This is a genomic window from Arthrobacter sp. ov118, assembly GCF_900116495.1.
Lineage (GTDB): Bacteria > Actinomycetota > Actinomycetes > Actinomycetales > Micrococcaceae > Arthrobacter.
Genome location: NZ_FPAY01000006.1, coordinates 163,417 through 190,313, shown reverse-complemented (window position 1 = coordinate 190,313; position 26,897 = coordinate 163,417). Strand labels below are relative to the sequence as shown.

The following is a 26,897-nucleotide window of genomic DNA, read 5'->3' as shown; positions in this document are numbered from 1 at the left end:
GGTTCCGGCCGGATTTGATATTCCGACGCTTTTGGTCGCTGACGGGCAGCTACTGCCCCACAGCAGCCGCCGTCGCAAACACGTCAGCAGGCATCGGCCGGTGCAGCTTCCACGTAATTGCGATCGGCTTCTCCCCCTTGTGCTGCACATAGTCCATCTGCCCGAGGCATGTGTATGGGACGGTTAGCCCGGTCTCGTCCTCCGAGGTGTACCGGGTGAAGAGTAGGATCTTCGAGCCCTGCGATTCGCGGTCCAGGTACCGCCTACCCGTCGCGCTGGAGGGCGACGTTGCGTTCTGTGATTCCCAATGAAACAGTTCCGGGCTGATGGCGTAGTCCTTGTACATCGTGGTGGCCGAGTGCTTCTTGTCGTCCTTGTTGAGCGTGACGAAGAAGGCGTCGGTGGACGTCGCCGGGCACCAAGCCACGCCCTCGCGGTGTTGGACGTTTTTGCCAAGTTCCAGCGACCCGTACTGCAGCGCGGCCAGGACCTCCTCCCGCCGATAAGTGCGGTGCGAGAGCAGCGGGATGTTCTGCAGTCCCGCCCCAAGGCCCTTGGCAGCATGCCTGGAGGCGGCCACGCCGAGCTTCACGATCTGGCGGATCTCGCTGCAGACATACTGGTAGCCGCGCAGATAGTCCAGGCCAGCGTCGTACGCCTGGAACCCGCCGCCGTCGTCCCAAAGTGTGTAGAAGAGCATGCGGGCGAACGTCTGCTCCCGCATGCCGAGCTCCGCGTAGCGGGGTGCGTCGGCGCCGACGAGCATTGAGTAGGCGTCGGCGCGTTCGGGATCGTCAACGTGGATCAGCGCGGCCATCCGGCCGAGGAGCTTCCTCTCGTCGGCGTCGGAGAGTTCCTGAATCCTTCCGCTAAGGACCTCCTCGAACGGCGGGAACCCCTCGATCAGGCCTGCTTGGCGCAGATATGCGGTCCACGAGTCCCTGGTCGACCGGTAGATCGATTTCACGTCGTTCCCGGACCGCTCCAAGTACTTCTCAAGTTCCGTCTCCGCGTATGAGGCGATGTCCCGTACCAGCTGGCCGCGGTTGAACCGCAGTTGCGCCTTAATGTTGTTCAGCACCACCTGCTGCGCCACCCGGTCCAGCACGATCTGGTGGCGCGGCAGGTACGGAAACTTATCCTCGACAGCTTTTTCCACCTCCTTGCGCCCGTAGCCAGTGAGCGCCGGTAGCGCAGATCGAAGCGGAATTCACGGTGCTGCTGACCGATGAAGTCCATGACGGTCAGCACCGCCTTGCTTTCCTCGCGGCGCAGCCCGCGGCCCAGTTGCTGGAGGAAGATCGTGGCGCTCTGCGTGGGCCGGAGCATCAGGATGGTGTCCACCTGCGGCAGGTCCAGGCCCTCGTTGAAGAGGTCGACGGCGGAGATGCAGCTGATCTCGCGGGCGGCGAGACGTTTCAGCGCCGCCGCACGGTCGGCGTCGGCGTCGCTCCCGTCGACCGCGACGGAGGCGATCCCTGCACGGTTGAAGACCTCGGCCATGTAGTGGGCGTGCTGGACCGAGACGCAGAAGCCGATGGCCCGCATCTGCTCGGTGCTGGTGACCTTGTCGCGGAGTTCCCGGATCACCTTGGCGGCGTGGAGGCCCTAGAGCCGGCGACGCCGATCAGGTGGCCTGATTACCACCGACCTGCTCGCCGCCGGCCGGAGCGTTCACTTGTCCGCTTCTCCGTGGCCGGAGGCACCGCGACGATACCGCGGCCGGGCCAAAGACGAACCACTTGGCTACCGAGTGATTGCCGCATCTCCGGTCCCAGCTTCAATCTCCGTATCTGGGCTGTCTGCCGGTTCCCGCCGACGCTCCTCGATCCCTTGAGCTACGTGCAGGATGGTGTCTTCGACAGTCCCACTGATCGCTTTTGGAACTGAGGCCACTCCTTCGGCAACAGCAACCGCGGCACCCGCCACCGCCCCACCGGCCTTTTGACCCAGGCGCACCACCGATTCGTGCCACTGGGTGCGTTTGATAGTCGCGGATTCCGGCATGCCGAAGTTCGAACTGAAGATCCCCAGCAGCCGCTGTAGCTCTTCGGCGGCCGTGTAGAGCCTGGCCATCTCCATGGGATTCGTAACGCGGGTGAACGTATCAACGTCCACTGCCGCCGAAACGGCGTCGGACAGATTTTGTAGTGCTGCAGTGGTGCTTGCCATTCGCCGCTCACGCGACTTAGCAATGTGACGGGAGTGAGCCGTTAGATCCGGTCCATCATGCGCGCTGCGGACAGCCTCCAAGGAGTCCATTCGAACCATATTTGTGAGAGCCACTGCCGCAATGACCAGCCAGTGCCTCAGTTCGCCTCTGGCTGCCGCCTCGGTGCTGCTCAGCCGCTTGCCCAGATTCTTGACGGCGAGACCGTCGGCAATCGTGTTGAGGTGGTTGAGGGCGACGGCGTGCGCCTGAGCGAGCGCAGCTGCCTGTCCCGACACTTGGTCCCAAAGGGCGTCGTTGAGCCGGCCGGTTTCCTCAAAGTACCCAAACGCCTTATCCAGGACGTGGGTTGAACCCTGCACGTTACCGAGCGCCTCGTCACGGTTATCCCGGATGATCGTGTCCAGCTTCGCGTCCACAGCCTGAACAAGGGCATCAAGTTCTTTGAGGGCCATGCGGATCGCCAAAGTTGCGGCCATGATCTGCACGTTCGCGGCCGCGGCAGGGTTGACTGGCGAGGAGCTCACTAGTTCGATGATGGTGTCGATCCTGCCATCGGACTGTCGTAGCACACCGCTGACAATCCCGAGCTTTTCCTCGGTGGACCCGACGAGTTCCAGGAACCGAGCATAAGACTCGGGAGTCATGTGGAAGGAGTTGCCCGGGACATTAGCAGACATGGCAAGGGCAGCCGCCCCAGCCAGGCCGGCAAGCAGATCCGCCACCCCTGACCCTAGGTTCGCGCGGGCCTCCTCTTTGACGTCAAGCTTGCGGAAAAGCTCGGCAATTGCTGTCGAGTCGCCTGCCACTAAGGCATTTCTGCCCTCGACGTATAGGGAGAGTTCAGGGTCATTGTCGGTCATCCCAACATCTTCACACACGCCTGCCCTGGCAACGTGGGCGCCACTTCGAAGTCCCCAGAATCTGTGTGACCGAGCAATGCCATCCTCGCCATACAAGGCCAAAGAAAGTTTCAGCGAGAGGGTCTGTGGGGGTTTCAGGCATGAGTGTGCCATTCCACCAGTTAGCTCAGTCCCCGAGCACAATCTCACACGATGCTAATCTCGGGGACAGACCAAGGGAAGTGTGGAGATAGCGGTGGCAGGAACAGCGGACAAAGTGGCAGATGCGATCAAGGCCGGCGGCGCGACGGCGAAAAAGGCTGCCGCCAAAGTGCATGACGTAGCCACCGACCCTGTTGTGCAGGAGAAGGCGCGGAAGCTCGCCGAAATTGGCGAAAGAGTCTACCGCGCGGCCAACAGTCCGGAGGCGAAGAAGGCCTACCGTCAGGTCACAGCCTTCTTGAAGAAGTCACGCAAGAAGTGAGGCTATTCAGCCGATGCTTCGGCGTCCCCAGAATCTGGGTATTCTGCGGGCGCCTATAAACCGGCGCAGTGCGCCTGGTGATCCTCCCGTTCACAATCCTCCGCCGCCTGGACTGCGTCCTTGACGCCACCAAGGACGCAGTCCTCGCCGCACAAGAGGCCAAGAAGGATCTGCACATCCCACTGGATATCTTCCTGCAGAAGGCCTCCGGCCACAGCTTCTTCAACACCTCCAAGTTCAACTTCGCCAAGCTCCTGGATGGCCCCACCAACATCAAGGCAACATCTTCAACTACGTCCAGGGCTTCTCCGCGAACACCCGTTTCCGCGCGACCGAACACGCGATCCTTACCACCATTACCGTGGGAAGGAGCACCATCGGGCCAGCGAGAACTGCTTATGATCGGTTGGGAAACCGGCGATGCTGGTCCGTATGTGACCTGTCGACCGATAAGATCGTGTCCCATGACCTTCGTGCAATCGGGCCCACCTCCTTCTGACGCTCAAATGGTGGATCTCTTCGCCGGCCCTGGTGGGTTGGATGTCGCTGCGCACTGGCTGGAATTGTCCGTGGCCGGTATCGAGTGGGACGAGAATGCCTGTGCAACCAGGCGTAGCGCCGGCCTGGCGACCGTGCAAGGTGACGTTCGGGAGCACGGTCCATCCGAGTTCCCCCACGCGACGATCCTCACCGGGGGCCCTCCGTGCCAGACGTACACCGTGGCCGGGGCAGGTGCCGGCCGCAAGGCCCTGAACCAGGTTCTCTCCTTCATTGCGCGCATGGCCGATGGGGACGACATCACTGATGAGCTAGCCGCTTTAGAAGATGAACGAACCGGGCTGGTGCTGCAGCCGCTGCGGTGGGCGCTGGAGGCCCATCGGGCGGGGAACCCCTACGAGGTGATCGTCTTAGAGCAGGTGCCAGCGGTTCTACCGGTATGGGAGGCCATGGCGACGGCCCTGGAGACACTCGGTTACAAGACTGTGACCGGGGTACTGCGCGCGGAGGAGTACGGAGTCCCGCAAACCCGCCGCCGCGCGATCCTTATCGCGAACCAATTCCTCACACCTGCCCTTCCCGTCCCGACGCACCAGCGGTTCAGGAGAACCCAGGTCCAAGCATCCGCCGAGCAGTCTGCCCTGCTACCCTGCCAGAGCATCGGCCAGACCCTTGACCGACCCCAGCCTTTCGAGCTGGTCTCCAATTATGGAACCGGGGGTGATCCGAAAGCCCGTGGTCGGCGTACTTCGAAGGAACCAGCTTTCACCGTTACCGGGAAAGTCTCTCGAAATCGCTTGTTCTCAAACGCGGGTGAACTCGATCGACTCAACGTTTCAGAAGCTGGCCTTCTCCAGACCTTCCCCGCTAACTACCCATGGTCGGGCAAGGATTTGTCCCAGCAGATCGGTAACGCCATTCCACCGCGTCTCGCCGCACACGTCCTGGCAGCAGCCCTCGGCCGAGAACTCGACCCGGGTTTCTTCGACACGGTGACGAGAACACAATGGACCGCCATCGACAGCGAGACCATAAAAGCAGCGCACCCCACCCAGCTTGAGGGCTGTCCCGCGCCCGGGGAGGAATCGGACTTGGATCCGGCCCTAGATCTGAGGAGCAGGGAGCTGATGAAGGTCGCAAAGAACATCTCCCGGAGCCTTGACGTCACAACTTCGGGCGTCCTCTCAATGTGAGCCTCCCCAGACTGACTGCAGTCTGACCCGCGAATGTGTTTCCGTGGCTGAGGATTTGCTGCTCACCCCGTCGTGGGTCAAAGCCCAGCAGGCGGGCGGAGCTAAAAGTGATTCCTTCAGCGCCCCGCCGGTTTGCTGCGCCGTTACGGTCACAGCAGGCTTGGTTCCCTTCAGCCATGATTTAGCGGGCACCGCAGCGTCAGTGGAGGGGATGCCATCAACAGGCGCTGCCGGTGCGAACTTCACCTGTCCCCACGACAATTGCGTCATAGCTCTGGGTGAAACCCTTCATTGCCGGGTACGTCCTGGGCGGAAATCGATTCGACCTGCCAGAAGTTCTCCTGCATTGGGACAAGCCGTCCGGACGTAAGAATTCGAATTTTTCAAGCCCGAAAAGGGCAGGCATCTCCATCCGGTTGAACACCGAGCCATCACCCATCTCGAGGCCGCAAGCTCCAGGGGTTCCCAGATGACCGCCTCTGGATCGGGTCCAAAACGGCCATCGCCAGGCAAATCCGGCAACGCGGTTTCGACTGCTGTAGGAAGCGCCATAGCTGCCCAGTTGGCGCAACAGTTGTAGAACACTTCGTTCCACAGACCGAGCCTCACAGAAATGTCGCCTCTCAGTGGTAAGTATTGTCGTTAAGACTTCGGCGGGGGCCGAGAGCACTTATCTCAATATGGGGGACGGAACCGATGTTGGTTCGGGAATCATGGGCTGGGACGGCTTCGTCGCTCAGCCAGTTTGTTGCAGCAGAAACTGAAAGCGCACTCAACGCGTACCGGGCACGTCCGGACCTAATTCGCGAACATAGCAACATCGAAGCGGCCATCTCACAGGGCGGGTATGGGCGCAAGCAACTCAACGAACTGGTGCAGAATGCCGCCGATGCCATCAACGAGCCGGGCGGCCGCATCAAAATTGTTCTGACCAAAGACGCGCTCTACTGCGCAAATGAAGGGCAACCGTTCACCGAGGCCGGGTTCCGAACGCTGATGCTGTCTCACTCATCCGAGAAGAGGGATGATGCGATCGGTCGCTTCGGATTGGGCTTCAAATCCGTGATCCAAGTAACCGCTGTTCCACAGATATTCAGTCGAAGCGGGTCTGTCTCCTGGAGCCAGGAACGCAGCCGCGAAACTCTGGAGAAGCTGTACCCCGGCCTGGAAGCCTACCCGATTCTGCGCATAGCAACGCCCGTCGATGCCGTCCTTGAAAGCACCCTGGACCCCGTACTTGCAGAGCTGATGGAGTGGGCCACGACTGTTGTCAAGCTGCCACTCTCGGGCAGCATCAGTTGGCTGTCTGACGAAATGAAGAAATTTCCGCCGGAGTTCCTGCTGTTCTCGGGCAAAATCGGCTCACTGGAATTCGACGACCGCGTTCAGAAGTCGGCCGTGGCTTGGACCGCCACCAGGGACGGCGACAAGGTAGTGCTCGGCGACGGTCTCAAGAGCGACGCATGGCTCGTCTTCCACCATCAGCATGAGGTCAGCGCCCACGCGGCTGTTGAGGCAGGATCGATTGTCGCCCGTCAGCACATTGACGTGACTTGGGCGGTACCCGTCACTGGCAACCAACGCGCCAAGCTCGGGCGTTTCTGGAACTACTTCCCCACGCAGCACGAGACATCGCTGCGCGGCATTGTGAACGCCGCCTTCAAGATGAACGAAGACCGTCACAGTATGCTCCAGACCCGATACAACGAGGAGATCCTGACCAGAGCACTCCCTCGGATGGTGGCGGGTGCACTCCCACGTCTGAGCTCGGAGGAAGACCCGGCATTGTTCCTGGACATCCTCCCCTCCCGCGCAAGGGAGTCATATTCCTGGGCCGACGAAGTCATTAACAAACCGATATTCGCGATCTTGCCGTTCGTCCCCTGCCTGCCGGACCGCTCTGGAACCCTACGCATGCCCAGCGAGATCAAAGTCCAACCCAGTATGGACGAAGCCACGCGGCTGACTAACCTGTGGGACTCTTGGATTCCGCGAGATCGACCCTGGCTGCACGCGGCGGCGTTGCGCGGTCGAGAGTCCCAAGTCATGCGAATCCTTGGCGAAGCCAACCTCAAGCGCTCCTCCATCGAGGAATGGTTGGAGGAGGTCGTCGTTGGTGGCGAGCTTCAAGACTATGAGAACGCCCTGCAATTGGCTGCCCTCATCGACAAGTCCTACAGCGAATACCAGCAAGCAATGCGCCGCAGCCGCATCGTCCTAATGGCCGATGGCAGCGTGCAGCCGCCCATTACGTCGCGCGTCTTCTTGCCACTAGGTCCGGACGACGAATCGCCAAGCGTGGTCTCGTACGACCTGATGCACCACGGCAGCGCCAACAGCTATCTTCGCTCCTTGGACCTTCAAGCTCAGGATGGCCGGGGAGTCATCAGCCGGGTAGCCAGCGAGGTTGCCCAGGACTATACGGACAAGGAGCTGGCCGAATCCCTCTGGCGGCTCACCCGGTCGCTTCCCGTCCCAGAGAGCCTTGGGATCGTCAATGAACGGACGACACCGAGGCGAATCCTCGTCCGGTGCCGCGATACGAAATGGCGGCCGCTCGGTGACGTCTGGCTACCTGGCGGACTCATCCCGCCGTCGAACATCGGGGACGAGCACCTGCTGGTCGATGACCGGTTCCACGGCAACGACCTCCCACTCCTAAAAAACCTGGGCGCAAGGACAACTCTGGGCGAGGCCCAAATGGCTCGTGATGGTTCAACCTACGAGCTCTGGAAGTCGGCAGAAGCAAGCAGGATCTCTTCTGAGTCCCGGACCGGCCCCGCTCCCGTTTCGGAGGCGGGAATCAAGTTCACCCAGGCGTTGACTACCGATGGCCTGCATCTCCTGGTTAACGCTTCTGCGGCGACCCGAGCAAAGGTGACACGCACGCTCTTGAGTCGGCCGCAGTATCCGACGAAAATCGAATTTACGAGTTCTTTCCGCGGCGCGGAGAACATCGACGGACCTGACCTTTGGTGGGTCAAGCAGCATGGCTCATTGGATACTCCTCTGGGGTTGGTGGATACCAAGCAGTGTGTTGGTGCGGTCGAGCGAATCCCGAGTGACTATCTGCCGTACCCGGGACATGAAGAGTCCATTGCCCTGCGCCTGCCCACGGCCATCGGCCAGGTTAACTGGACGTACGTCCTTTCCCTGGCTGAAGCCAAATTGCCCGTGCAACAGCTCCATGAGCTCTACGGCGCCCTGGCGCTCCTCGGAGTCCGTGCCCCCAAAGAGCTGGTCGTGCCGCTGGGCACGGATCGGAAAACCCGCTACTTGACGTCCGAGACGGTCCTAGCGCTGGACCGCGAAAGCCGCGAGTTCCTGGTAAATGTGGCCGCCGCTCCGACACTCTTCACAGGCAACGCAGAACTGGACGGAGCACTTAGGGATAAATGGGGTGTCGAGGCCACCTCCGTCGAATTCCACACTTCGGTCGATGTAACGCCCGTGGATAACGAAGACGCTCAAAGCATCAAGGCTTTGTACCCATTTCTGAAACGGGCGGCAGGAGAAGTCGCCGTTCAGACAGTGTGTGTGCCCTGCACGGCGGTTAGTGAGGTTCGCACCAACAGCTTTGATCCCCGGGCAGAAGCGACTCCGAAGGCGTCCATCCTGCAGGACGGGGTGCTCTACTACCGAGCGCCGCAAACCGAGCAAGCTCTGCTGACGACTATCTTGGGTGCATTCGGAAGCAACAAATCTGCATCTCAGGTCATGCAGACAATGCGGCAACTTAAGAAAGACCACGACGCCGCGATTCGAATTGGACGAGTGAACCGGCAGAAGACCGACGCTGGCAAGGTGGCCGAGCTTGTGGGTCGCGAGACCCTCCGGAAGCTCATCCCCGATGCGGTCATGAAAATGCTTGACGCCAGGGATCTGGAGCTAACAGACGAGCGGATATTCGAGATCGTCAGCAATCTTCACGGCAGCAGCCTCCTCAAAGTGCTCAAGCCGGCGCTGTCCGAAGCAGGCATCGAAACCCCAGACCAATTCCGTGGCGGCCGCACGGCCCAAGAGTTCGTCAAGGAGCTCGGCTTTTCCCCAGCCATGGCTGGAGAGCCAATCAAGAAGAAGCCGGAGCGCGAAGAGTTTGTTGGCCCGGTGGGTTTGAACCCGCTTCACCGATACCAGGAAACGACCAGCAAGAAGATCGTCGACCTCCTTGCCGGGCATACCAAGCACAGCCGCGGCTTGGTGCAGTTGCCTACGGGTGCCGGAAAGACACGGGTAGCCGTTGAATCCGTTATCCGTGACATCAAAACTTCTCCAAAGGAAGATCACCGCCTAGTCATTTGGATTGCTCAATCTGAAGAACTGTGCGAGCAGGCCATCGAGACATGGGCGTACGTCTGGCAGGCGGCGGGAGCTCCCGGCGAGCGAATGGCGGTAAGCCGGCTGTGGGGTGGGAACACCGCCATTCGGGAAGAAACCAAGCTCCACCTCGTCGTCGCAACTATTCAAACGCTCGCCAGCATCCATCAGAGCCGGCGCTCCATGTATGAATGGATGTCGAACCCGGACCTGGTCATCATTGATGAGGCCCACGGGGCGACTGCAACTTCTTACACCCCGGTTCTTTCCTGGTTCGGCCGATCGTTCACCGAAAAGTCCCGGTCATTGCTGGGCCTCTCGGCCACCCCGTATCGGGGGACGAACGAGAAGGAGACTGAGCGACTCGTAGCCCGATTCGGGCGAAACCTCATCGAGCCAGATGAGTTCAGTGCAGAGAATGCCCACGAGTATCTCCAGAGCATGGGCGTCCTGGCCAGGGTGAACCATGAGGAGCTGAAGGGCATCGAGCTTAGGCTGAAGGACATGCGCTCGGCCACGGACGAGGATTCCCAAAGTGCGATGCTTGAGGCCCGGATCGACCTTCAGCAGGTAGCGGACAGCACCCAGCGCAACGAAGCCATTCTGGACCACATCAAGGCTTCAGAAACAAGGGGGCCGACTCTGGTCTTCGCCGCTTCGGTAGAGCACGCCGAGGCCCTCGCAGCTGTCCTCTCCGTTGAAGGCATTCCGGCCGCCGCTATTTCCGGCAAGACCGATCTGGGCCATCGGCGTTCAATCATCGAGGACTTTCGTAAAGGGAAGATCCGCGTGCTGACGAACTTCGATGTTCTTACCCAAGGCTTCGACGCACCCAAGGTCGACGCCGTCTACGTCTGCCGGCCTACGTTCTCACCCAATAAATACATCCAGATGATCGGACGCGGTCTGCGCGGGCCGCTCAATGGAGGAAGCGAAGAAGTGCTGATCGTCAACGTCAAGGACAATGTGGATCAATACGGCCACAAACTGGCGTTTACCCAACTCGACTACCTGTGGAAGGACAACGCCTAGTGCTCGCTGAGATTGAACTTGACGCTAGTCAGCGAGCGGTAGCTGAAGCAGAACCAGAGGCGCGGATGTTTGTCACGGCCGCGGCTGGCCAAGGAAAGACCGAAGTCCTTCTGGCTCGGGTAAAGACCCTGGTGGAAGATGGCCTCAACCCCGCCGACGAAATTTTGGTGCTGAGCTTTTCCCGGGCCGCCGTCGAGGCTGTCAGGAAGCGGGCACGAATCCATGATCTTGACGGGCTTCAAATCAGAACCTTCGACTCCTTTGCCGCGCAGATTCTGATCGACATGGAAGAAGAGTCTCTGGGCGACAGCTTTGACGCCCGGATTCGAAAGGCCACGAGATACATCGCCGGAGACGAGACGCCGGATCGGGTCACTTACCTAAAGCACATCCTGGTCGATGAAGCTCAGGACCTCGTGGGAGACCGCGCGGAGCTCGTTTTGGCGTTGTTCTTCGCTCTCGGCGACGACCTGGGTTTCACCGTGCTCGGCGACCCATTGCAGGGCATTTACGACTTCCAGCTCGAAGAATCAGAATCCCCCCGCACCTCGACGGAGCTCATCGAGACCCTCGTCAATGAGTTCGGCGCCGAGCAACAGACGCTGACGAATCACTACAGGGCCGTGACCGACCGAACGAGGAGTCTCATCTCCGTTGGCGACGAGATCCGCAACCTGGGAGCACTCGACGAGCCAGCGTGCGGGGCCGGACACAGCCTCCTCGACGACTTCCGCAGGGAAGTTTCCAGCGCCTCCGTACTAAATGAGTCAGGGGCTCTCAGCCCGAATGAAGGCGACACAACAGCCCTGCTGTGTTCGACCAACTACGAAGTCCTCATCGCGAGTGAACTTCTGTGGGAGAACGGTTATCCGCACTTGATCCGGCGGAAGGCGCAGGACATGAGTGTGGCGCCGTGGGTTCATCAGGTCTTTAAGGATCTGGAAGACAGGACGTACGACGCCGATGCGATCAAGTCCCGCCTGCACCACCTGTTGGGAGAGGCAGCAGCCGACCGTTGGCTCGCGTTGAAGACAGCCGAGGGCAACTTCTCTGCATACGACTCCCTGGATGTCCCCCAGCTCAGCCAACGGCTGCGCAGCCGGTCGGTCCCGTTGACGCTGACGGTGGCCGACGTCGCTCCGCTGATCGTTTCGACCGTGCATCGGGCCAAGGGGCTCGAATTCACCAATGTCCTCTATCTGCAACCGGAGTTCGGATCTCCGGCCGCAGAGCAGAACGCAGCCACTTTGAAGCAGAAGTACGTGGCCCTTAGCCGGGCTCGAGAAGAGATCGTCTCCACCAAGCTGCCGAAGAAGATCCTCAAGCACGCCGACGGGTCCAAGGGACGATGGCTGGAGAAAGCCTACGGCAAGTACGGTCAGTACACGGCGCGTATGGAGTTCTTGAACTCGGACATCGACGACGTTTCGCCCTATTACGCCGGCGACGGAGACGCTCAAGCGGTTCAGGACGGTCTTGTACTGGGTGATCTTCTGGGTGAAGTCGTCTCCGGCCGCATCGAGTCTCAGCCGGAGGTCGGTGAAATTCCGCGTTACGAGCTGACCGCCAGCGACGGCCGCCGGCTCGGCCGAACCAGTCAATCTTTCGCCTACGCGCTGAAGAAAAATTTCGGCTTCAAGGGCAACCGCAGCCAAGAGTGGCCCATTGCCTTCACCGGTGCCCGGGTTACATCCATCGAGTGCGCCACCGGCCACCCGGAGGAAACGAGACTCGCCGGGCTCGGTTCCTCCGGTATGTGGCTGGTACCCCGGCTTACCGGACTGATCAGCCGGATCAAGGATTAGGAGAATGACAGTGTCGACCCTAGACAGCAAATACGCCTTCCGCCGTGAAATGGTGGACCGGCTTGTAACGGACCTCTACGGGCCCGGTGCATCCGACGAGCTCATCACCGAGCGCCCCCTTGAGCGGTATGTCACGGGAGTTCTCTGGCCGGCGGCAGACGACACCTATTCAGAGGCGCCCGATGAGCCTGAGTCCGTGGCGGCTGCTTCTGGCGAGGCCTCCGTGGACAGCCCGGTGGCCAACGCGCGGCTGACTTATCCTAGCAGCGTGGGCTTGACCGTTTCCGTTGACACAGCACTTTCTACGGTTTTGCTCGTCTCGCCCACTGCCGCCAGGTATGCCCCGGTGCCTACCGTCCGGGACAGCGGCAGCAAACGCCGCGATGCATATGACTGGCAGCGTACGCCACCGGAACTACCCGAGATCGTGATTGACCTGGCTTCAGCTGGGCCCCAGCGGCATCTGCTGGAGGGCGGAGCCCTGGAGCTGTACGCCCTGGTGCGTACTCCCGAAGAGGACGTCGTCACTGTGACCGTGGTGCTGCGGAACACCCAGCCCAAACCTGACCCGACATCAGATAAAGACGTGGCGTGCTGGTTCCAGGCTGGACTCTCCGTTCACACTCCGAAGCCCGCTCTTGTGGATCGTTCCAAGCTGCGCACCAGCCTTCCCACGGACCCTGACCTGGCCTCTTCAGAGCTCCTCTACCGAAACCACATGATCTTCGGCGCCGGGCACGGCTGCGCCGTCCAGGTGGAGGCGTCCGACGTCGAAGGCCGGCGCTGCCGACGAGTGAGCACAACGTTTGTTCCCCGGCAGGATGTCCACCGGTCCATGGCCGGCGTCAGCAACGCCGACCTGTCGCTGTCCTTCATGGGTTCAGCTACCCGCGGTGGTGTCGTCGCGCAGTTGAACCTGCTCGCTCAGGATTACGCCTCGTGGATCGCTGTCTCCCGTGACTCGGTGACGGCAGAGGACCCGGCCCAGGTTCCGCCGCACTTGCGGGGTGTCGCGGCCGAACACATGAAGCAGGCCGGGACGGCTCATGACCGCATCAAAGCGGGTATTCAGCTGTTGATCGACGACGAGAAGGCCTTTGAGGCGTTCCAGCTGGCGAATCAGGCCATGCACATGCAGCGTTCACGGCAGGACTGGGTGCGAAAGGGAGCCAAGGGCGACTTTGAGCTTGGCTCCCAGGCGTGGCGACCCTTCCAGATTGCGTTCATCCTCATTAACTTGCCGTCAGTGACCGACGATCAGCATCCGGAACGCGATATTGCTGATCTCCTCTGGTTCCCCACCGGTGGAGGAAAGACAGAAGCATATCTGGGGCTTGTCGCTTACCTCCTGCTGCTCCGACGGCTACGGAACACGAGTGTCCGGGGCGTGGCCGTGATCATGCGCTATACCCTCCGACTTTTGACAATCCAACAATTCGAGCGTGCAGCCATGCTCATCTGCTCCCTGGAATCTGTTCGGCTGGCGAATGAGACTCGCGTCGGCGGTGCACCCTTCGGTATCGGACTCTGGGTGGGCGGAGGTGCGACGCCGAACGACATCGCAACTGCACGAACGAACCTGGGAAAGCTTCGGAACAATCAGGAGGTCGTCGAAGGAAACCCCAAGCAGATCGAAGCCTGCCCCTGGTGCGGCACTCGGCTCACGGTCGACGACTATCGGATCGTCAAAGTGCCCTCCGACCGGATGCTCGTCAGCTGTTCGAACAAGGTGTGCGAGTTTGCGGACGGCCTGCCTGTCCACATTATTGACACAGACGTCTACCGTGAGCGCCCGGAACTCGTGATCGGGACCGTGGACAAGTTTGCCGGGATGTCCTGGCGGGGTGAAATCGCCACCCTGTTCGGGCGTATATCTGCCGCGGATTCTGGCCCGGATCTTATCATCCAGGACGAACTGCACCTCATCTCGGGACCGCTCGGTTCAACCGTTGGCCTGTTTGAAACAGCGGTCGATTTGGCGGCAAGCGGCATCGGTCGTGAAGGCGGCTCCGCCAACCGGAGGCCCAAAATCATTGCCTCAACGGCCACGATTCGACGAGCCAAGGACCAGATCCGGTCCGTCTTCAACCGCGCATCCAGTCTGTTCCCGCCACCCGGGCTTGACCCCGACGATTCCTTCTTCGCCAGCAAGGCGCCCGCCGGCCAGTTCGGAACGCGGCAGTATGTCGGCGTGTTGGCGTCCGGTACGAGCCACGCCACGCTGATGGTTCGCACCTATGCGTCCTTACTTCATTCATCCAACGTCATAGAAGGGGCCGCAACCGAGGACCGCGACCCGTACTGGACGCTGGTCGGCTACTTCAACAGTCTGCGCGTGCTTGGCTCGGCATATCTTCAGGTATACGACGACGTCCGTGCTCGCCTTAATCTCCTGGCAAAGCGGGAGGGCCGGTTGGGGGCGCGCGGAATCCAGTTGAGTGAGCTCACCAGCCGCGTGGAAAACCATAAGATCCCCGAGGCCCTGAAGTCACTGGAAAAGAGCCTGATGAGTGGCCTCACGCCTGAGGACGTGGTGCTTGCCACCAACATGATCTCGGTCGGCCTGGATGTGGACCGCCTTGGGTTGATGGCCGTCATGGGTCAGCCGCAGTCGAGCGCTGAGTACATCCAGGCGACGAGCCGGGTGGGGCGCCAGCACCCGGGCCTAGTTGTCACTATCTTCAACGCAGCGCGAACGCGGGACCGGTCGCACTACGAGTCGTTCAACGACTTCCACGGCGCTCTGTATCGCGCCGTGGAAGCCACGAGTGCCACGCCATTCGCGGCTCGGTCCCGCGACCGCGGACTGCACGCCACGCTCGTCTCGGCGCTCCGGATGCTCGTCCCCGATTTGCGGGGCACTGCTGGCCACGTGAGAGACGAGTCCCCGGCCGTAGACGAAATTATGTCCTGGATCGGCAACCGTGTAGCTGCAGTGGACGCAGAGGAGGCTCCCTCAACCCGCGAGGAGCTCGAGCGGCTCCTGAACATCTGGCGAAAGGCTGCCCTGGAGGACGCCGACCTGCCGTACGAAGGAAAGAAAAATTCGCCTCGCTCCCTTCTTATCGACTCCAGCAAGGCACTCGAAGATCCCGACTTCGTCTACAGCACGAGCAGCATTCCCTGGCCGACACCTCGAAGCATGCGCGACGTTGATGCGGAGACCGCCCTTCGGCCGGCCCCAATGAGGAAGGACGCCTCCCTTGGCTAGAAAGACCTACGCTGCCCGACGCAGCCAGTTGATCTCCACGTTCGGCGTAGGGAGCCTCTTCCCCGCCGAAAACAACAGCTTCATGATTACGAGCATTGATCAATGGGAGAAGAAACAACTCAAGCCAGTCAGTGAACCACGGCTAGCGCGCAGCCTGAGAGTCGCCGAGCTTCTGCTGCCGCCGGCCGGGGCGCGCGGAAAGATCCCCGTCGTCCGTTTCCCCCAAATGCTCGTATGCCCTATCTGCAGTCGAATAGGAACCGCCAAACAACTGCAGGCGCCATACGAAGACCCCAAATGCGGAATGTGCAAATCCCTCGCTCCGCTTACGCCGTCCCGCTTTGTGGTGGCATGCGGAGACGGACACATCGATGACTTCCCTTATTCGTACTGGGTGCACGGGTTCACACCGAACGACAGCGCCGACCATCTCTTGAGTCTCGCTTCCGAGGGCCGAACTTCGTCGCTCGCCGACATGGTGGTTCGGTGCTCGTGCGGGAAATCTCGGACCATGGCAGACGCGTTCAACTCCATAGCGCTGAAGGAAATGAAGTGCCAGGGAAACCGGCCATGGCTCGGTTATGGCTACCGGGAACGCGACTGCGGCAAAGCACCCAAGACGGTTCAGCGCGGCGCCTCGAATGTTTGGTTCCCGGTGGTGAGGTCCGCAATCTCTATCCCGCCGTATTCCGAATTTCTCGCCAAGGTGGTGACGTCAAAAGCCTCCCAGCTGAGTCAACCGCAGGCGCTGGACCCCGGTTCCACGTGGGTACTCGAGGGCGTAGTCCAGGAATTTGACGGCCGCTTCTCCGTCGACGAACTTCGCGCTGAAATAAAGCGCCAATTCCATGGCAGTGAGGAGACTGAGCTTTCCGAGGACCAGCTGCGGGAGCAGGAGTTCCTCGCACTGATGAACGGTCGCCGCGACAGCCCGGACACAGACTTTGTGGCTGAGAAAGTGGCGGTGCCTGAGTCCCACCAACACTGGATCAAGGCGGCACGCAAAGTCACCCGGCTCAGGGAGGTCCGTGCTTTGTACGGCTTCAGCCGTCTGCACCCCAGGAGTGAGGACAAACCTGATGCTAAGTTGTCGCCGCTATCTCCGGATGACAACCGTCAGAATTGGCTGCCCGCGATTGAGACGCTGGGCGAGGGACTCTTTGTGGCGCTGGACCGTTCACAGGTTGAGGCATGGGCTGAATCGGACTTCGCAGCTGGCCGTGAGAAAGCTCTCCGCCTGAATGCGAAGCGTGCAGCTGAGCAGCGCGGCCAGGACCCGACTCCCGTCAGCATTGTTGAGACCCTGCTCCACACGCTTTCCCACATCATCATCGACCAGCTCTCGCTGGACGCTGGCTACCCCGCGTCGTCTATTCGGGAACGCCTCTATGTAGGTCCGGACCAAGTCGGAGTGCTCTTGTATACGGCATCGTCCGACTCTGCAGGCAGCCTTGGCGGCATCGCTGCACAGGCGAGCCCCGGGCGCCTCGGCCCTTCCTTGGACGAAGGACTGTTCCGCACGTCCTGGTGTTCAGCGGATCCCGTCTGCATCGAGTCCCGCGGTTCTGGTACCGATGCGCGTAACCTGGCAGCCTGCCACTGCTGCGTCCTTGTACCGGAAACCAGCTGCGAGCTGTTCAATTCCAATCTCGATCGCGGTGCCCTGTTTGGCGTTCATGGTCAGATTGGGCTTGGCTTCAAGGATTGGGCGGCGCTGAACCCCATTGCCGCGACTGGCGTTGCGAAACCTGGTGGCGTCTCGGACATATCCCCCAGCGACAACATCCCTCTGAGCGTGCGTCAAAGCCCTTGGCTGACTGTCTACTCCGAGTCAGGTCCCGAGCTCCAGGAACTCATTCCCGAACTCGTGGAGGTCGATGTAGAGCTCGGGGATTGGGGTGCCGATATCGGCCCCGACAATCAGTGGCAAGTTGATCTGTCCTGGGCGGCTTCGCGCGTGGCAGTACTTGTCGAGCGTGATGACGAACGCGACGACTGGCTCGCAGAGCAGGGGTGGACTACCTACCACACGAACGATTTTGCGCCGGCGGACCTCGCAGACAAGCTGGCCGACAAGGTCTACTAAGACGACGTAGGGGGGTCGGTCCTCCGCCCCCCCCCTACGTACGAGACCCTGCCTTAGTCCAGGAAGTACTCGTAGCTCAGCGGCTTCAGGTTCTCCGGCGAGGGCCGCCAATCAGGGTAGACGCTCATCGTCCCGTCCTCGGTGGATATAGAACCATCAAGGTGGCGCTCCCACTGGATGTCCGCCACCACAACCAGATCCGTTGTACCAAAGTCATTCGCGTGCGCGATCTCGTTGCGCGTCAGAATGACCTTCTGCACGTATCCCTGAGAGCCCTTCACTTCGACGTGACGCTCTTCGTCACCGCGTGTTACCAGCAGATCGTAGGACCGGAAGGCTCCGACGTCCTCGACGCTGTACCCGGCTGCTTCGTACTGAGCACTCGCCTGGCGAATTGCCTGCATCTCGATGGCCTTCTTCAGTATCGGGTCAGCGCAAAAGCCCGCGTAGCTCTGTTTGACGCCGTTCTGCCCACTGACGGGCGGCGCAACGAGCGGAATGTCGAATCCACCCCAGTCACTGTCAGGGAGCAACCCGTAGACAGTTTTGACGACTTCCGAGGGCATCTTGAACAGATAGCCCTGATTCGGTTTGAGCCCACTGGTCGGATGCTTCTGGAACGGAAAGTAAATCGTGAGGCCAGCTGTGTCCGTAAAGTTGCGTTCAAGGTCACTTTTGACGTCCAGAATGTCCTCCTGGTAGTCCGCCCGGAGGTCTGTCAGCAAGTAGGGCTGCGGAAGCGCGGTGTACTTGGTGAGGGGAATCGTGTTGGCCGGCTTACCGAACCAGTCCCCTGCCCGAGGCTGCAACTCGCCAGCCACAATCGAGGCGCCGTACATCCCAGATTTGAAGCCCATCGGGTTGTTCTTTCCCACCCAGTGGAGTACGACGTCGCCAACTCGAACATCGTGCATCAGGTCGTATCGGGATGTGTCGGGTGCGATGAGCTCGCTCCCCCAGGTGTCCACGTTGACCAGTTCCATCCAGTAACGCTGCGTGGTGTCCCCGTCCCACCAGCGCGCCTTTTTCCCGACAGTGCTAACCGTCATTTCTCCCCCCAAATGTTTGTGAATATCACTTAAGTATTGAAACTACTTTGTACCAAGCAGCTCTGACGGTTTTCCGCTCCACGACACGACCAAACCGTCCCGGGCGCGTGTGGCCGCGACATAGAGCAGCGACCGTTCACGAAGAATGGCGTCGGCCCGCTCAGCCGGCGGCAGGTCCCTCACCTGATAGGAAGCTGGCAGGGTTTGTTCCGAAATCCCGAAAAGAACAACCCGGGTGAATTCCATACCCTTGGAGCGGTGCATCGTCATCACGGACGGCACACCGGGCACCGTCGCTACACCCGCCGTCCTGGCTTCGAGATCGCGCTCGTTCAGCCCGTTGATGACTTTGCCAACCTGGAAATTGGAGCGGACCAGGATTCCGACCGTCTCCAGCGGCACCCCTTCGTCTTTCCACTTCCGCAGATAGACAGCAAGGTTGTCCAGTTCCTCAACGATAGAAGCAGACGCCACTTCTTCCGGCCGCGGCCCTACCCGCGAAGAGGTGTAGCCATAAATTGACTCCTGATCGCCTTCGATATCCGTCACCGGGACACCGCTGAGAAGCCCGACGGCGTACGCCAGGTTCTGCTGCGTGGTGCGGTAATTGAGAGTCAGCCGGCGTGACCGGCCGACGATGCCAATCCCAAAACGGGACAACGGGACCTTCTGGCCGTAGATGCGCTGATGCGAATCCTCAGCAATGAAAAGGTCGTCCGGCCCCCGCTGGGCCAGCTCCCGGAGGAACCGCCAGTGGCCCGCGTGCAGGTCCTGCGCTTCATCGATCAGTACATGATCAACAAGGCGCGCTCCGCTGGCCGCGGCACGCTGGCGAAGCACCAGTGCAGCCAGGTGCGCCAGCTCCACGAACGAGGCATGCATTTCGATCCTGTTGTAATACCGGTAGGCTTCCACGACCTTCCAAACGGCGAGCCGCTTAGCGCGGTTCAAGGCTGTGCCGCGACCAGCGCGCGGCACCTTCAGGTACTCGTCCTTGTCACTAATGAAGTTGGGCAGGACCACCGTCTCGTACTCCTGCTGCAAGAATGTCGGATTGGCGAGCTCGAGCTCCAGCTGATGGTCAACGTCGGCCAGGGCTGACTCCCACTGCTGCCGCGCGCCGTCTATGTCCAGAATTTTCCCCGGCGCGGAGACCTCCAGGCCGAAAAGTTCCTTCATGGTGCGGCGCTGCTCGATTTCCTGTGCTCCACGAAACACTTTGCTGACGAGTGAGTCCACACCGGAAATATGGATGCCGGGTGCTCCCGGCTTGGCCGCCCGGGGAAGATCGGGATCCAGCTTTGACAACCCGCTTTCCAGCGAGTCGGCAAGCGTCGTCGTGTAGGTCGTCAGAACAATCCGCGACGCCGGTTCAGCCGCGGCCAGCATCCGGGCACGGTGGAGAAGGACTACCGTCTTGCCGGTTCCGGCACCCCCCGAGAGTCGGAAGGAGCCGTTGTATCGGCGCTCGGAATAGACACGCTGTTCGGGATGCAAGAACGTGCGCCACGAATCGAAATCTCCACCTTCGATGACCTTTTTGAGCTCGTCCGAGTTGTCGCCCACGAACGTGAATTGCATCTTCGTGGCTGGATGCTCCAGCGACTTCCGAATCTTCTCCTCTTCACTCGCCCGCGGGTCGTCCTCGTAGCGGCTCAGCGCGAGCTTGTCCTGGACGTCCTGGACGGAAGTGCCGGCTGCCAGTTCGAGGAGCGCAGTCGCCTGCCACTCCGGCGCCTCATCCAAGACGTCCAGGAGTTCTTCGTCCGAGCACGCGGCGAATGCCCGGCCTACAAGGTCTGCGGCGAGGCCAAGTTCTGAAACAAGTTCAGCTGGATCCATGCCGCAACCCAGAAGCGGGTTGAGCCAGAGTTCGGATGTCTCCTCCTGACGCGACCCGGTCTCCTCTTCAGGAACCTGAGACTCGACATCAGGCTCCGGCGTCGGAGCGTCAGGAACAACTGGCATGGCAGGCGGGATCTGCGGAACGACAGGCAGCTCATCGTCGGGCGTGGAGGCTCGGATGACCTCGAGGACGCCGTTAATGGAGTTCACTTGGAGCACGCTGGACCGCGCGATGTCGATAGCCTCGTCGTGCGGCCAGGCGCCGTAGTAGAAGTAGTGCGGGATGGTGTCGAAGGCGACTTTGAAGAGCACGGCCCGGTAGTTGAGATCGATCCGGCCCGTTCGCACTCGGGGATCTGCCGGCGTATGCATCGGTTCGATGTGGAGCCCGGGCGCCGTGTCGTCCTTCTGGAGCTTCTCGAAGAAGGCGTACACCTTGTTCTTCATGGCGCCGTCGATCTTGTCCTTCTGCTTGATCCATGTCACCAGCGCCATGTCATGCTCCCTTCGCCTTCGGCAGTTCGCGAAGTTCGTCGATGTCTGTTCCAACAGTGGCCCAACCGGCCGTCTCAAGATCGGCGCACCTGTCGTCGCCGTCCGGCATGTCGGCTACGACCTTGGACTTGCTGCCGACCCTCGCGACGAAACGCCCCCCGCCATTATGTACCAGGCACCGGTCCACCCTGCTCCTGACGCCGCGGAAATGGCCGATATTTCACAGAGTGGCTACAACTCCAAATCTGCCCGAGCGCTTCCCGCAACGCAGCCCCGGCACCATGTAGTCTGGCCCGACGCGGTTGCCAGCAGCTCAGGGGGAATTGAAGCCATATGTCCAAAATGACTCAGTCCAAAGTCGTGAGCCGTGTGGCTACTGACTGGGCGGGTAACCCCGAACTTCGGGAGTCGCTTGAGCGCGAACAGGGTGAAACCATTAACTCGTACGCCGCCAAACCCAAGCTACTTCTGGAGCATTTTAATGAGGAGGATGGGTACCGCGCGGGAAGCTACGGGCAACGGCTCATCCCAGAACTCATACAGAATTCGGCCGACGCCATGTCTGGGCCTTCAGCTGGGCGGCTTCAGCTGCTTCTCACCGACAACTACCTCTATTGCGCCAACGACGGCGAACCGCTCACCAACGACGGAATGATCGCAATCCTGAATTCCCACATGAGCGGCAAGTCCAACGAGGACCTTGGGCGGTTCGGTTTGGGCTTCAAGTCCGTCTTGGCGGTAACCAGCAAGCCGGAAGTCATCAGCCGATCTGTCAGCTTCTCATTCGACCGGGAGATTTCGCGACAAAGGCTCACTGCAGCGGGAGTCAATGACGCATCAATCCCCTTGCTTCGCTTGGGATGGCTACTCGATCCCATTCGGGCATTTGAAAACGATCCTGACCTTGCCCAACTCGCCGACTGGGCCTCTACGATCATCAGACTCCCCTTGGAGGCGGGTCCCGAGCTGGCGGAAAAGGGCATCGCGGCACTCGAGCCAAACATCCTCTTGTTCATGCCGATGGTCCGCACCCTTACCGTTACGCGACGCACCGCGCTTGAACAGTCAGAGCAAGTGTTGGCAGTGGCAGCTGGAGCTGATGGATGGGCCACTATCAGCCGCAACGATCATCAGCATTCGCGCTGGCGCGTTCACTCCAAAGTCATGTACCCGTCGACGGAGGCGCTGGCAACTGTTCCCAAGGCAATTGCGCGCCCGAAGATTCTCTTGTCCTACGCCGCTCCGGAAGAGACCACCAGCCGCGGTCACTTCTCAGCTGTGTTCCCGCTGAAGGATCAGACTACCGCGCGAGGAATCCTCAGTGCGCCATGGCATATCAGTGACGATCGTACCGGCCTTCTTGTCAGCAGGTTCAACGACGAAATCATTGCTACCTTTGCGGAGCTCATCCTTGAAACGGTTTCTCATTTAGGGACAAGCGAGGACCCCGGCCGGTCGCTTGAGTACCTACCAGTGGAGCCAGCAGACACAACATTCCACTATGACCGGGAGCTGTCCCGGCACATTCGTCGCATCGCCAAGGACTACGTCTGTGTACCCGACTGTAGCGGGAACTACAGAAAACCAGGGAGTGTCCGATTGCCGAATCTGGACCTAAAGCTGACGGAGGATCACGTCAAAACGTGGGCCTCCAGCACGTATACGCCGGACTCGTGCGCTCATTGGACCTGCTATCGCAATGACACCCGCCGTTCGCGGCTCCGGGGCCTCGTGCGCGGTTTCGGAGCCAAGCAGGCGAATGAGAGACGGCTGGCTGAGTGGCTCGAGCAGATGGTGCGCCGAACAGATCTCCAATCCTGTCTCAGCGCATTGCTCCTCCTGACTACTTTCAGCGACGACAAACTGGCTTCCCAAGGAACTAAAGTCCTCGCCGTGCCCACGTCTGGAGGTCGACTGGCTAGGGCCGATGCGACCGACACCGTCTTCATTGCGTCAGAGATTCCGAGGGCATTGATGGGTACCGGACGAGTCGATGCTAATTTCCTGCGTTTACCTGGCGCCCCAGAGGCACTGCAACTACTCGGTTTCGAGCAGTTGACAATTGAGAGACAGTTCCGCCTGCTCCTAGAAAAGAACAAAAGACCGTGGACGCATGAAGATTGGAGTGCATTTTGGCAAACAGCGAGCCAGTTATCGAAAGAGGAATCGATCGCCGCGATAGTTGAATACTGGAAAAGGCAGCCTGACTTACGCGTCCACGCGGGCGATGGATTATGGAGAAGCCCAAAAGTGCTCCTTTCCCCAGGTTTCGTAACGCCTCGGAATCCTTCGATTACGGTAGGACCAGCGTTTGCCGCAGAATGGCACTCGCTTCTGTCACTCCTTGGAGTTACAGGAAGTCCAACACTCACCTCAGTAACGCATCTCGCAAACGACAGCGTTTTTCATGAGTATAAACAGTTTGCCGACCAAGAGTTCACCAAGAAGTACGCCAGCCATTCTTCATTTCTGGAATTTAATCAGGACGCAGGCCTCGGGCCGCTGTGGCCTCTTACCGCGTTCCGACGAGACGAAGACTGGGAGTCTTTGGCGCAATGGACTCTCAGCCTTCTACAGATCGCCGCGAAGAAAGAGTGGACCTACTCGAACTTCTTTGCCCGGACCGAGACGGGTTCAGAAAAAATCGTCGTGCAAGCGCCTCATCTTTGGGCCGTGGACAGGTATGGTTCAGCCCGCACAACATGGGGCGAGCGCCCGCTAAATACCTCGGTGGCGACCTCTCTCATGCGATTTGGGAAAGTACTTCCCGTGGTCACTGAGCTTGCAGTCTCCACCAGCTCAATGCCATCGGATCTCAGCACCGTGACGCAGGATTTGTTCCGTGAGGGATTGTCTCGCTTGACCTCGGAGACCGACCCTTGGGTACTGGGAGAATTTCTCGCAGCAGCATGCCGTTCACTAGGCAACCTACTCGATGAGTGCAATATAGCCGCGTCGATCGCTCGCCGTTCAACGAACTTCAGCGCTCAAATTGTGCTCGTTGTGCGCTCTCAGGCAGAAGCGGAATTTGTGGCGGGAATTGGCGCTCCCTTCGTCGCGTGTCACCGTACGGAAGACTACGAAGATCTGATCGAGCAAAATGCGTTTGCTGATCTCCGAGCAGGTCTCGCACTTACGGTCCTCACGGAGGGTGCGGGCGTTCCCGAAACGGTCTTCGACCGCTTCGGCCGGCTTCGGACTCATCCGAAAACCCGCGATGCCCTGAGGTCAGTCAGTTTGGTGCAATGCAAGGCAGTACAGTATTCCTGGCAATCACCGGCCGGCACCCTTTCGGCAGCTACAGACTCAGCGCTGGACAACGATGTTCTATTTTTCTCCGAAGAACTCACAGACCCAGAAATCCTGCGGCGGCTTGTTCGCGCAACCAACCTCGACCTGGACGAACGAATGCAGGAAGGCATTCTCCGGTCCTCGCTGAGCATCGAAGCCGAACGTCGCAGAAGGCGTTGCCGGGAAGCCGACGACGTCCCGTCCAAGCTCTCTGCCCTGGTTTCCGTTGGAGTGATGGAAAAGATGTTGCCCGTGGGACTCATCGCTCTCATCGGCCAATCCGGTCCAGATGCTGACTTAGAAGTTCCGCAGCTCTTCAGCAGCGTTTTCGGAGAATCAGCTTTGGAGGAGTTGTCCAATGAGCTGTCCATCGTTGGATTTGAGCCGCCGTATCGGTGGAGCGGAAGCACGGCGGCACGGCGATTTGTCATAGACCTCGGATTCGCTGTGGAATTTGCCGGGGAGCCAGGCAAGGCGCGGGAACCGCGTATCTCTGTTCCGGGCCCTACCAAAGTGGAACCGCTCCATGACTATCAACGCGAACTTGTCGACGAGGTCAAGGCTTTGGTGGCCTCCAAGGGGAGGGGCATGCTCCACCTCCCCACCGGTGCAGGCAAGACACGAACGGCCGCCCAGGCCGTTGTTGAAATGATGAAGTCCCAGGAGATCAACTCGGCGGTACTTTGGGTTGCTCAGTCTGATGAGCTTTGTGAGCAGGCATTGCAAACTTTCGAGTCGCTGTGGCGGGCCTACGGTGACGATCGTCGTTTGGATATCCACAGATTTTGGGGAATCAACGATCTCGGTGAGGATCCCGGTGGGGGATCCCGCATTGTCATCGCGACCGACGCGAAACTGGCAAGACAAATCGGAGAGGACTACAGCAGCTGGCTCCGCCGCGAGACTTCCATGGTCATCGTGGATGAGGCACATTTAGCCATGGGTAAGAACTACCGCGTATTTCTAAGAGCGCTGGGAATCAATGAGAACGAATGCGCCCTACCACTACTAGGTCTCACGGCTACGCCTTTTAGAGGAAACAACGTGGATGCCACTTTCGAACTTGCCGCCTTCTTCGGGCACCGGAAGCTGGCCATGAGGGCGTCAGACCCCACGAAGGAGCTGCAATCGAGGGGCATTCTGTCCACGGTCACACACGAGATCCTTCCCGGGTCCCGCGTGGAATTGCTGGGCGACGAACTGAGCCGGCTGAAGTCACAGGGGCTCATCCCTCAGAGCGTGATGAGCCGTATCGCCCAGGACCAGAACAGAATGCGGACCCTTTTGACACACATCATTGAACTGCCTGACGACTGGCCCGCATTGGTCTTCACTCCGTCAGTTCAATCGGCGCGAATCCTCGCTGCCCTGCTGCAAATTCGAGGTGTGTCGGCTGTGGCCTTGAGTGGTGAATCAACCCCCGCCGTTCGCCGAAGGGAAGTTGAAAAGTTTCGCCGAGGCGAAACTCGTGTTCTCGTGAACTGCGATCTGTTCACTCGCGGTTTTGATGCACCCAACGTTCGCGCCCTCTATGTTGGCAGACCCACGTTCAGCCCCAATGCCTATCTGCAAATGGTCGGTCGGGGGCTACGAGGGCCATCCAACGGAGGTAGCAAAAAGTGCTTGGTCGTGAACTTCACTGACACTTTCGGAGAGTTTGGTGAGGATCTCGCGTTCAAGAAGCTCGACTTTCTCTGGGGCAGCGAGCAACCGCTTTCGGCTACCCGCGATCACGAACCTCCGGTAACACGGGCCCTGAGGTCACAACCGGAGCGGACAGATGCGCCACTGCACGGGGGCGCGACGGCCATCCCCGGATTACTTGGCGCGGGAGACGAGCCGCGAATAGATAAGATTGTGCGCCAACCAATCAGGAGTGGCTTCGATTTCCCAATTTTCGGCTGAGAAAATCGAGAAAAGCTCCTACTTGCGATTGCTTCGCCTTCCCCGCTGGGTCCACGGGCACGGAAGTGCAGCGGGCGTGGCCCGCCAGCATCAACCGGATACTGGCATGATGGGGCCGGCCTCGGCAACTAGAGGGACTTTGGTAGCCGCACATGGCCGAGCACAGCGAGGCGCAGGATCGATGAGGATATGGGGGGCTCCCAGCCTGTGGTGCAAGGATCCAGTAGTGAAAATGCAGATGAGCTCGTACTTGCCGCGCCACCATTCAAGCTGTGGCTCAGGTCGACGTCGCCTGACACGCCCGAAGTAGTGGAACGATGCCAGCAGATCGTATATGCGACAGCAACGAGCCGCGAGGCCAAACACGCATACCAGCAAGTGGCAGAAACCTTCAAGAAAAACGGGAAGAAGTAGCCCTACGCCAGCCGCCGCTGCCGGAACATCGGGAACTGCCCCCTGACCCGCACCACCGTCCCAAGCACGCCCGGCTTCCAGGCCAAGGTCCGCTTCAATGACTCCCATCGGATGCGCCAGCACGCTGCGACGAAGGGAGATGGGCGTGGCCTGGCACACCCCCGGCCACGTAGCCGCCGTTCAACGCTTATCAACAGCCTGCATAATGCTTCGCCGAGGCGAGGCGAGGCACGAAGGTGGCGAGCTGACCGGCTACGTCG

The 26,897-nt window shown here is 60.2% G+C and carries 12 protein-coding genes; 7 read left to right on the top strand and 5 right to left on the bottom strand.

Going from position 1 to position 26,897, the window contains the following annotated elements; all coding sequences use genetic code 11:
- Positions 1–49: 49 nt before the first annotated feature.
- The 3 genes from BM372_RS13050 to BM372_RS13045 all read right to left on the bottom strand — a co-directional run bounded on the left by BM372_RS13050 (position 50) and on the right by BM372_RS13045 (position 3,033).
- Positions 50–1,159, bottom strand: a complete 1,110-nt coding sequence (locus tag BM372_RS13050; RefSeq protein WP_256214238.1) for a DUF3427 domain-containing protein — start codon at positions 1,157–1,159, stop codon at positions 50–52.
- Complete coding sequence (locus BM372_RS21080) at positions 1,075–1,590, bottom strand: helicase-related protein (RefSeq protein ID WP_256214237.1); 516 nt, start codon at positions 1,588–1,590, stop codon at positions 1,075–1,077. The genes BM372_RS13050 and BM372_RS21080 overlap by 85 nt, the downstream gene beginning before the upstream one ends.
- 156 nt (positions 1,591–1,746) lie before the next feature.
- Complete coding sequence (locus BM372_RS13045) at positions 1,747–3,033, bottom strand: hypothetical protein (protein WP_090955868.1); 1,287 nt, start codon at positions 3,031–3,033, stop codon at positions 1,747–1,749.
- Between the two features lie 256 nt (positions 3,034–3,289).
- Here BM372_RS13045 and BM372_RS13040 point away from each other — a divergent pair, with 256 nt between their 5' ends.
- The 6 genes from BM372_RS13040 (at position 3,290) to drmB (ending at position 17,638) form a co-directional block, all read left to right on the top strand.
- A complete protein-coding gene (locus BM372_RS13040; protein WP_090955866.1) occupies positions 3,290–3,496 on the top strand; it encodes a hypothetical protein in 207 nt (68 codons plus the stop codon).
- 68 nt (positions 3,497–3,564) lie between these two features.
- The gene (locus BM372_RS13035; protein WP_143111480.1) at positions 3,565–5,187 is read left to right on the top strand and encodes a DNA cytosine methyltransferase; all 1,623 of its coding nucleotides are present in this window, start codon (positions 3,565–3,567) and stop codon (positions 5,185–5,187) included.
- Between the two features lie 696 nt (positions 5,188–5,883).
- Positions 5,884–10,536, top strand: coding sequence for a DEAD/DEAH box helicase (locus tag BM372_RS13025; RefSeq protein WP_090955862.1), 4,653 nt, complete (start codon positions 5,884–5,886; stop codon positions 10,534–10,536).
- Positions 10,536–12,341, top strand: coding sequence for a UvrD-helicase domain-containing protein (locus BM372_RS13020; RefSeq protein ID WP_143111479.1), 1,806 nt, complete (start codon positions 10,536–10,538; stop codon positions 12,339–12,341). Before BM372_RS13025 ends, BM372_RS13020 begins: the two co-directional genes overlap by 1 nt.
- 4 nt (positions 12,342–12,345) lie before the next feature.
- Positions 12,346–15,552 carry a helicase-related protein gene (locus BM372_RS13015; RefSeq protein ID WP_090955858.1) on the top strand — a complete coding sequence of 1,069 codons (3,207 nt, stop codon included), beginning with the start codon at positions 12,346–12,348 and terminating at the stop codon, positions 15,550–15,552.
- Positions 15,545–17,638 carry a DUF1998 domain-containing protein gene (gene drmB / locus BM372_RS13010; RefSeq protein WP_177235995.1) on the top strand — a complete coding sequence of 698 codons (2,094 nt, stop codon included), beginning with the start codon at positions 15,545–15,547 and terminating at the stop codon, positions 17,636–17,638. Before BM372_RS13015 ends, drmB begins: the two co-directional genes overlap by 8 nt.
- A gap of 53 nt (positions 17,639–17,691) precedes the next feature.
- On the opposite strand, the gene BM372_RS13005 is transcribed toward drmB, so the two are convergent.
- Positions 17,692–18,687 carry a protein NO VEIN domain-containing protein gene (locus BM372_RS13005; RefSeq protein ID WP_090955856.1) on the bottom strand — a complete coding sequence of 332 codons (996 nt, stop codon included), beginning with the start codon at positions 18,685–18,687 and terminating at the stop codon, positions 17,692–17,694.
- Between the two features lie 42 nt (positions 18,688–18,729).
- Positions 18,730–21,027 (bottom strand): UvrD-helicase domain-containing protein, encoded by a 2,298-nt coding sequence (locus BM372_RS13000; protein ID WP_090955854.1) that lies wholly within the window; start codon positions 21,025–21,027, stop codon positions 18,730–18,732.
- 342 nt (positions 21,028–21,369) lie between these two features.
- Between BM372_RS13000 and BM372_RS12990 the strand changes: the two genes are divergently transcribed.
- Positions 21,370–26,223: a DEAD/DEAH box helicase gene (locus tag BM372_RS12990; RefSeq protein WP_177235994.1), complete on the top strand. Its 4,854-nt coding sequence runs from the start codon at positions 21,370–21,372 to the stop codon at positions 26,221–26,223.
- Positions 26,224–26,897 lie beyond the last annotated feature (674 nt).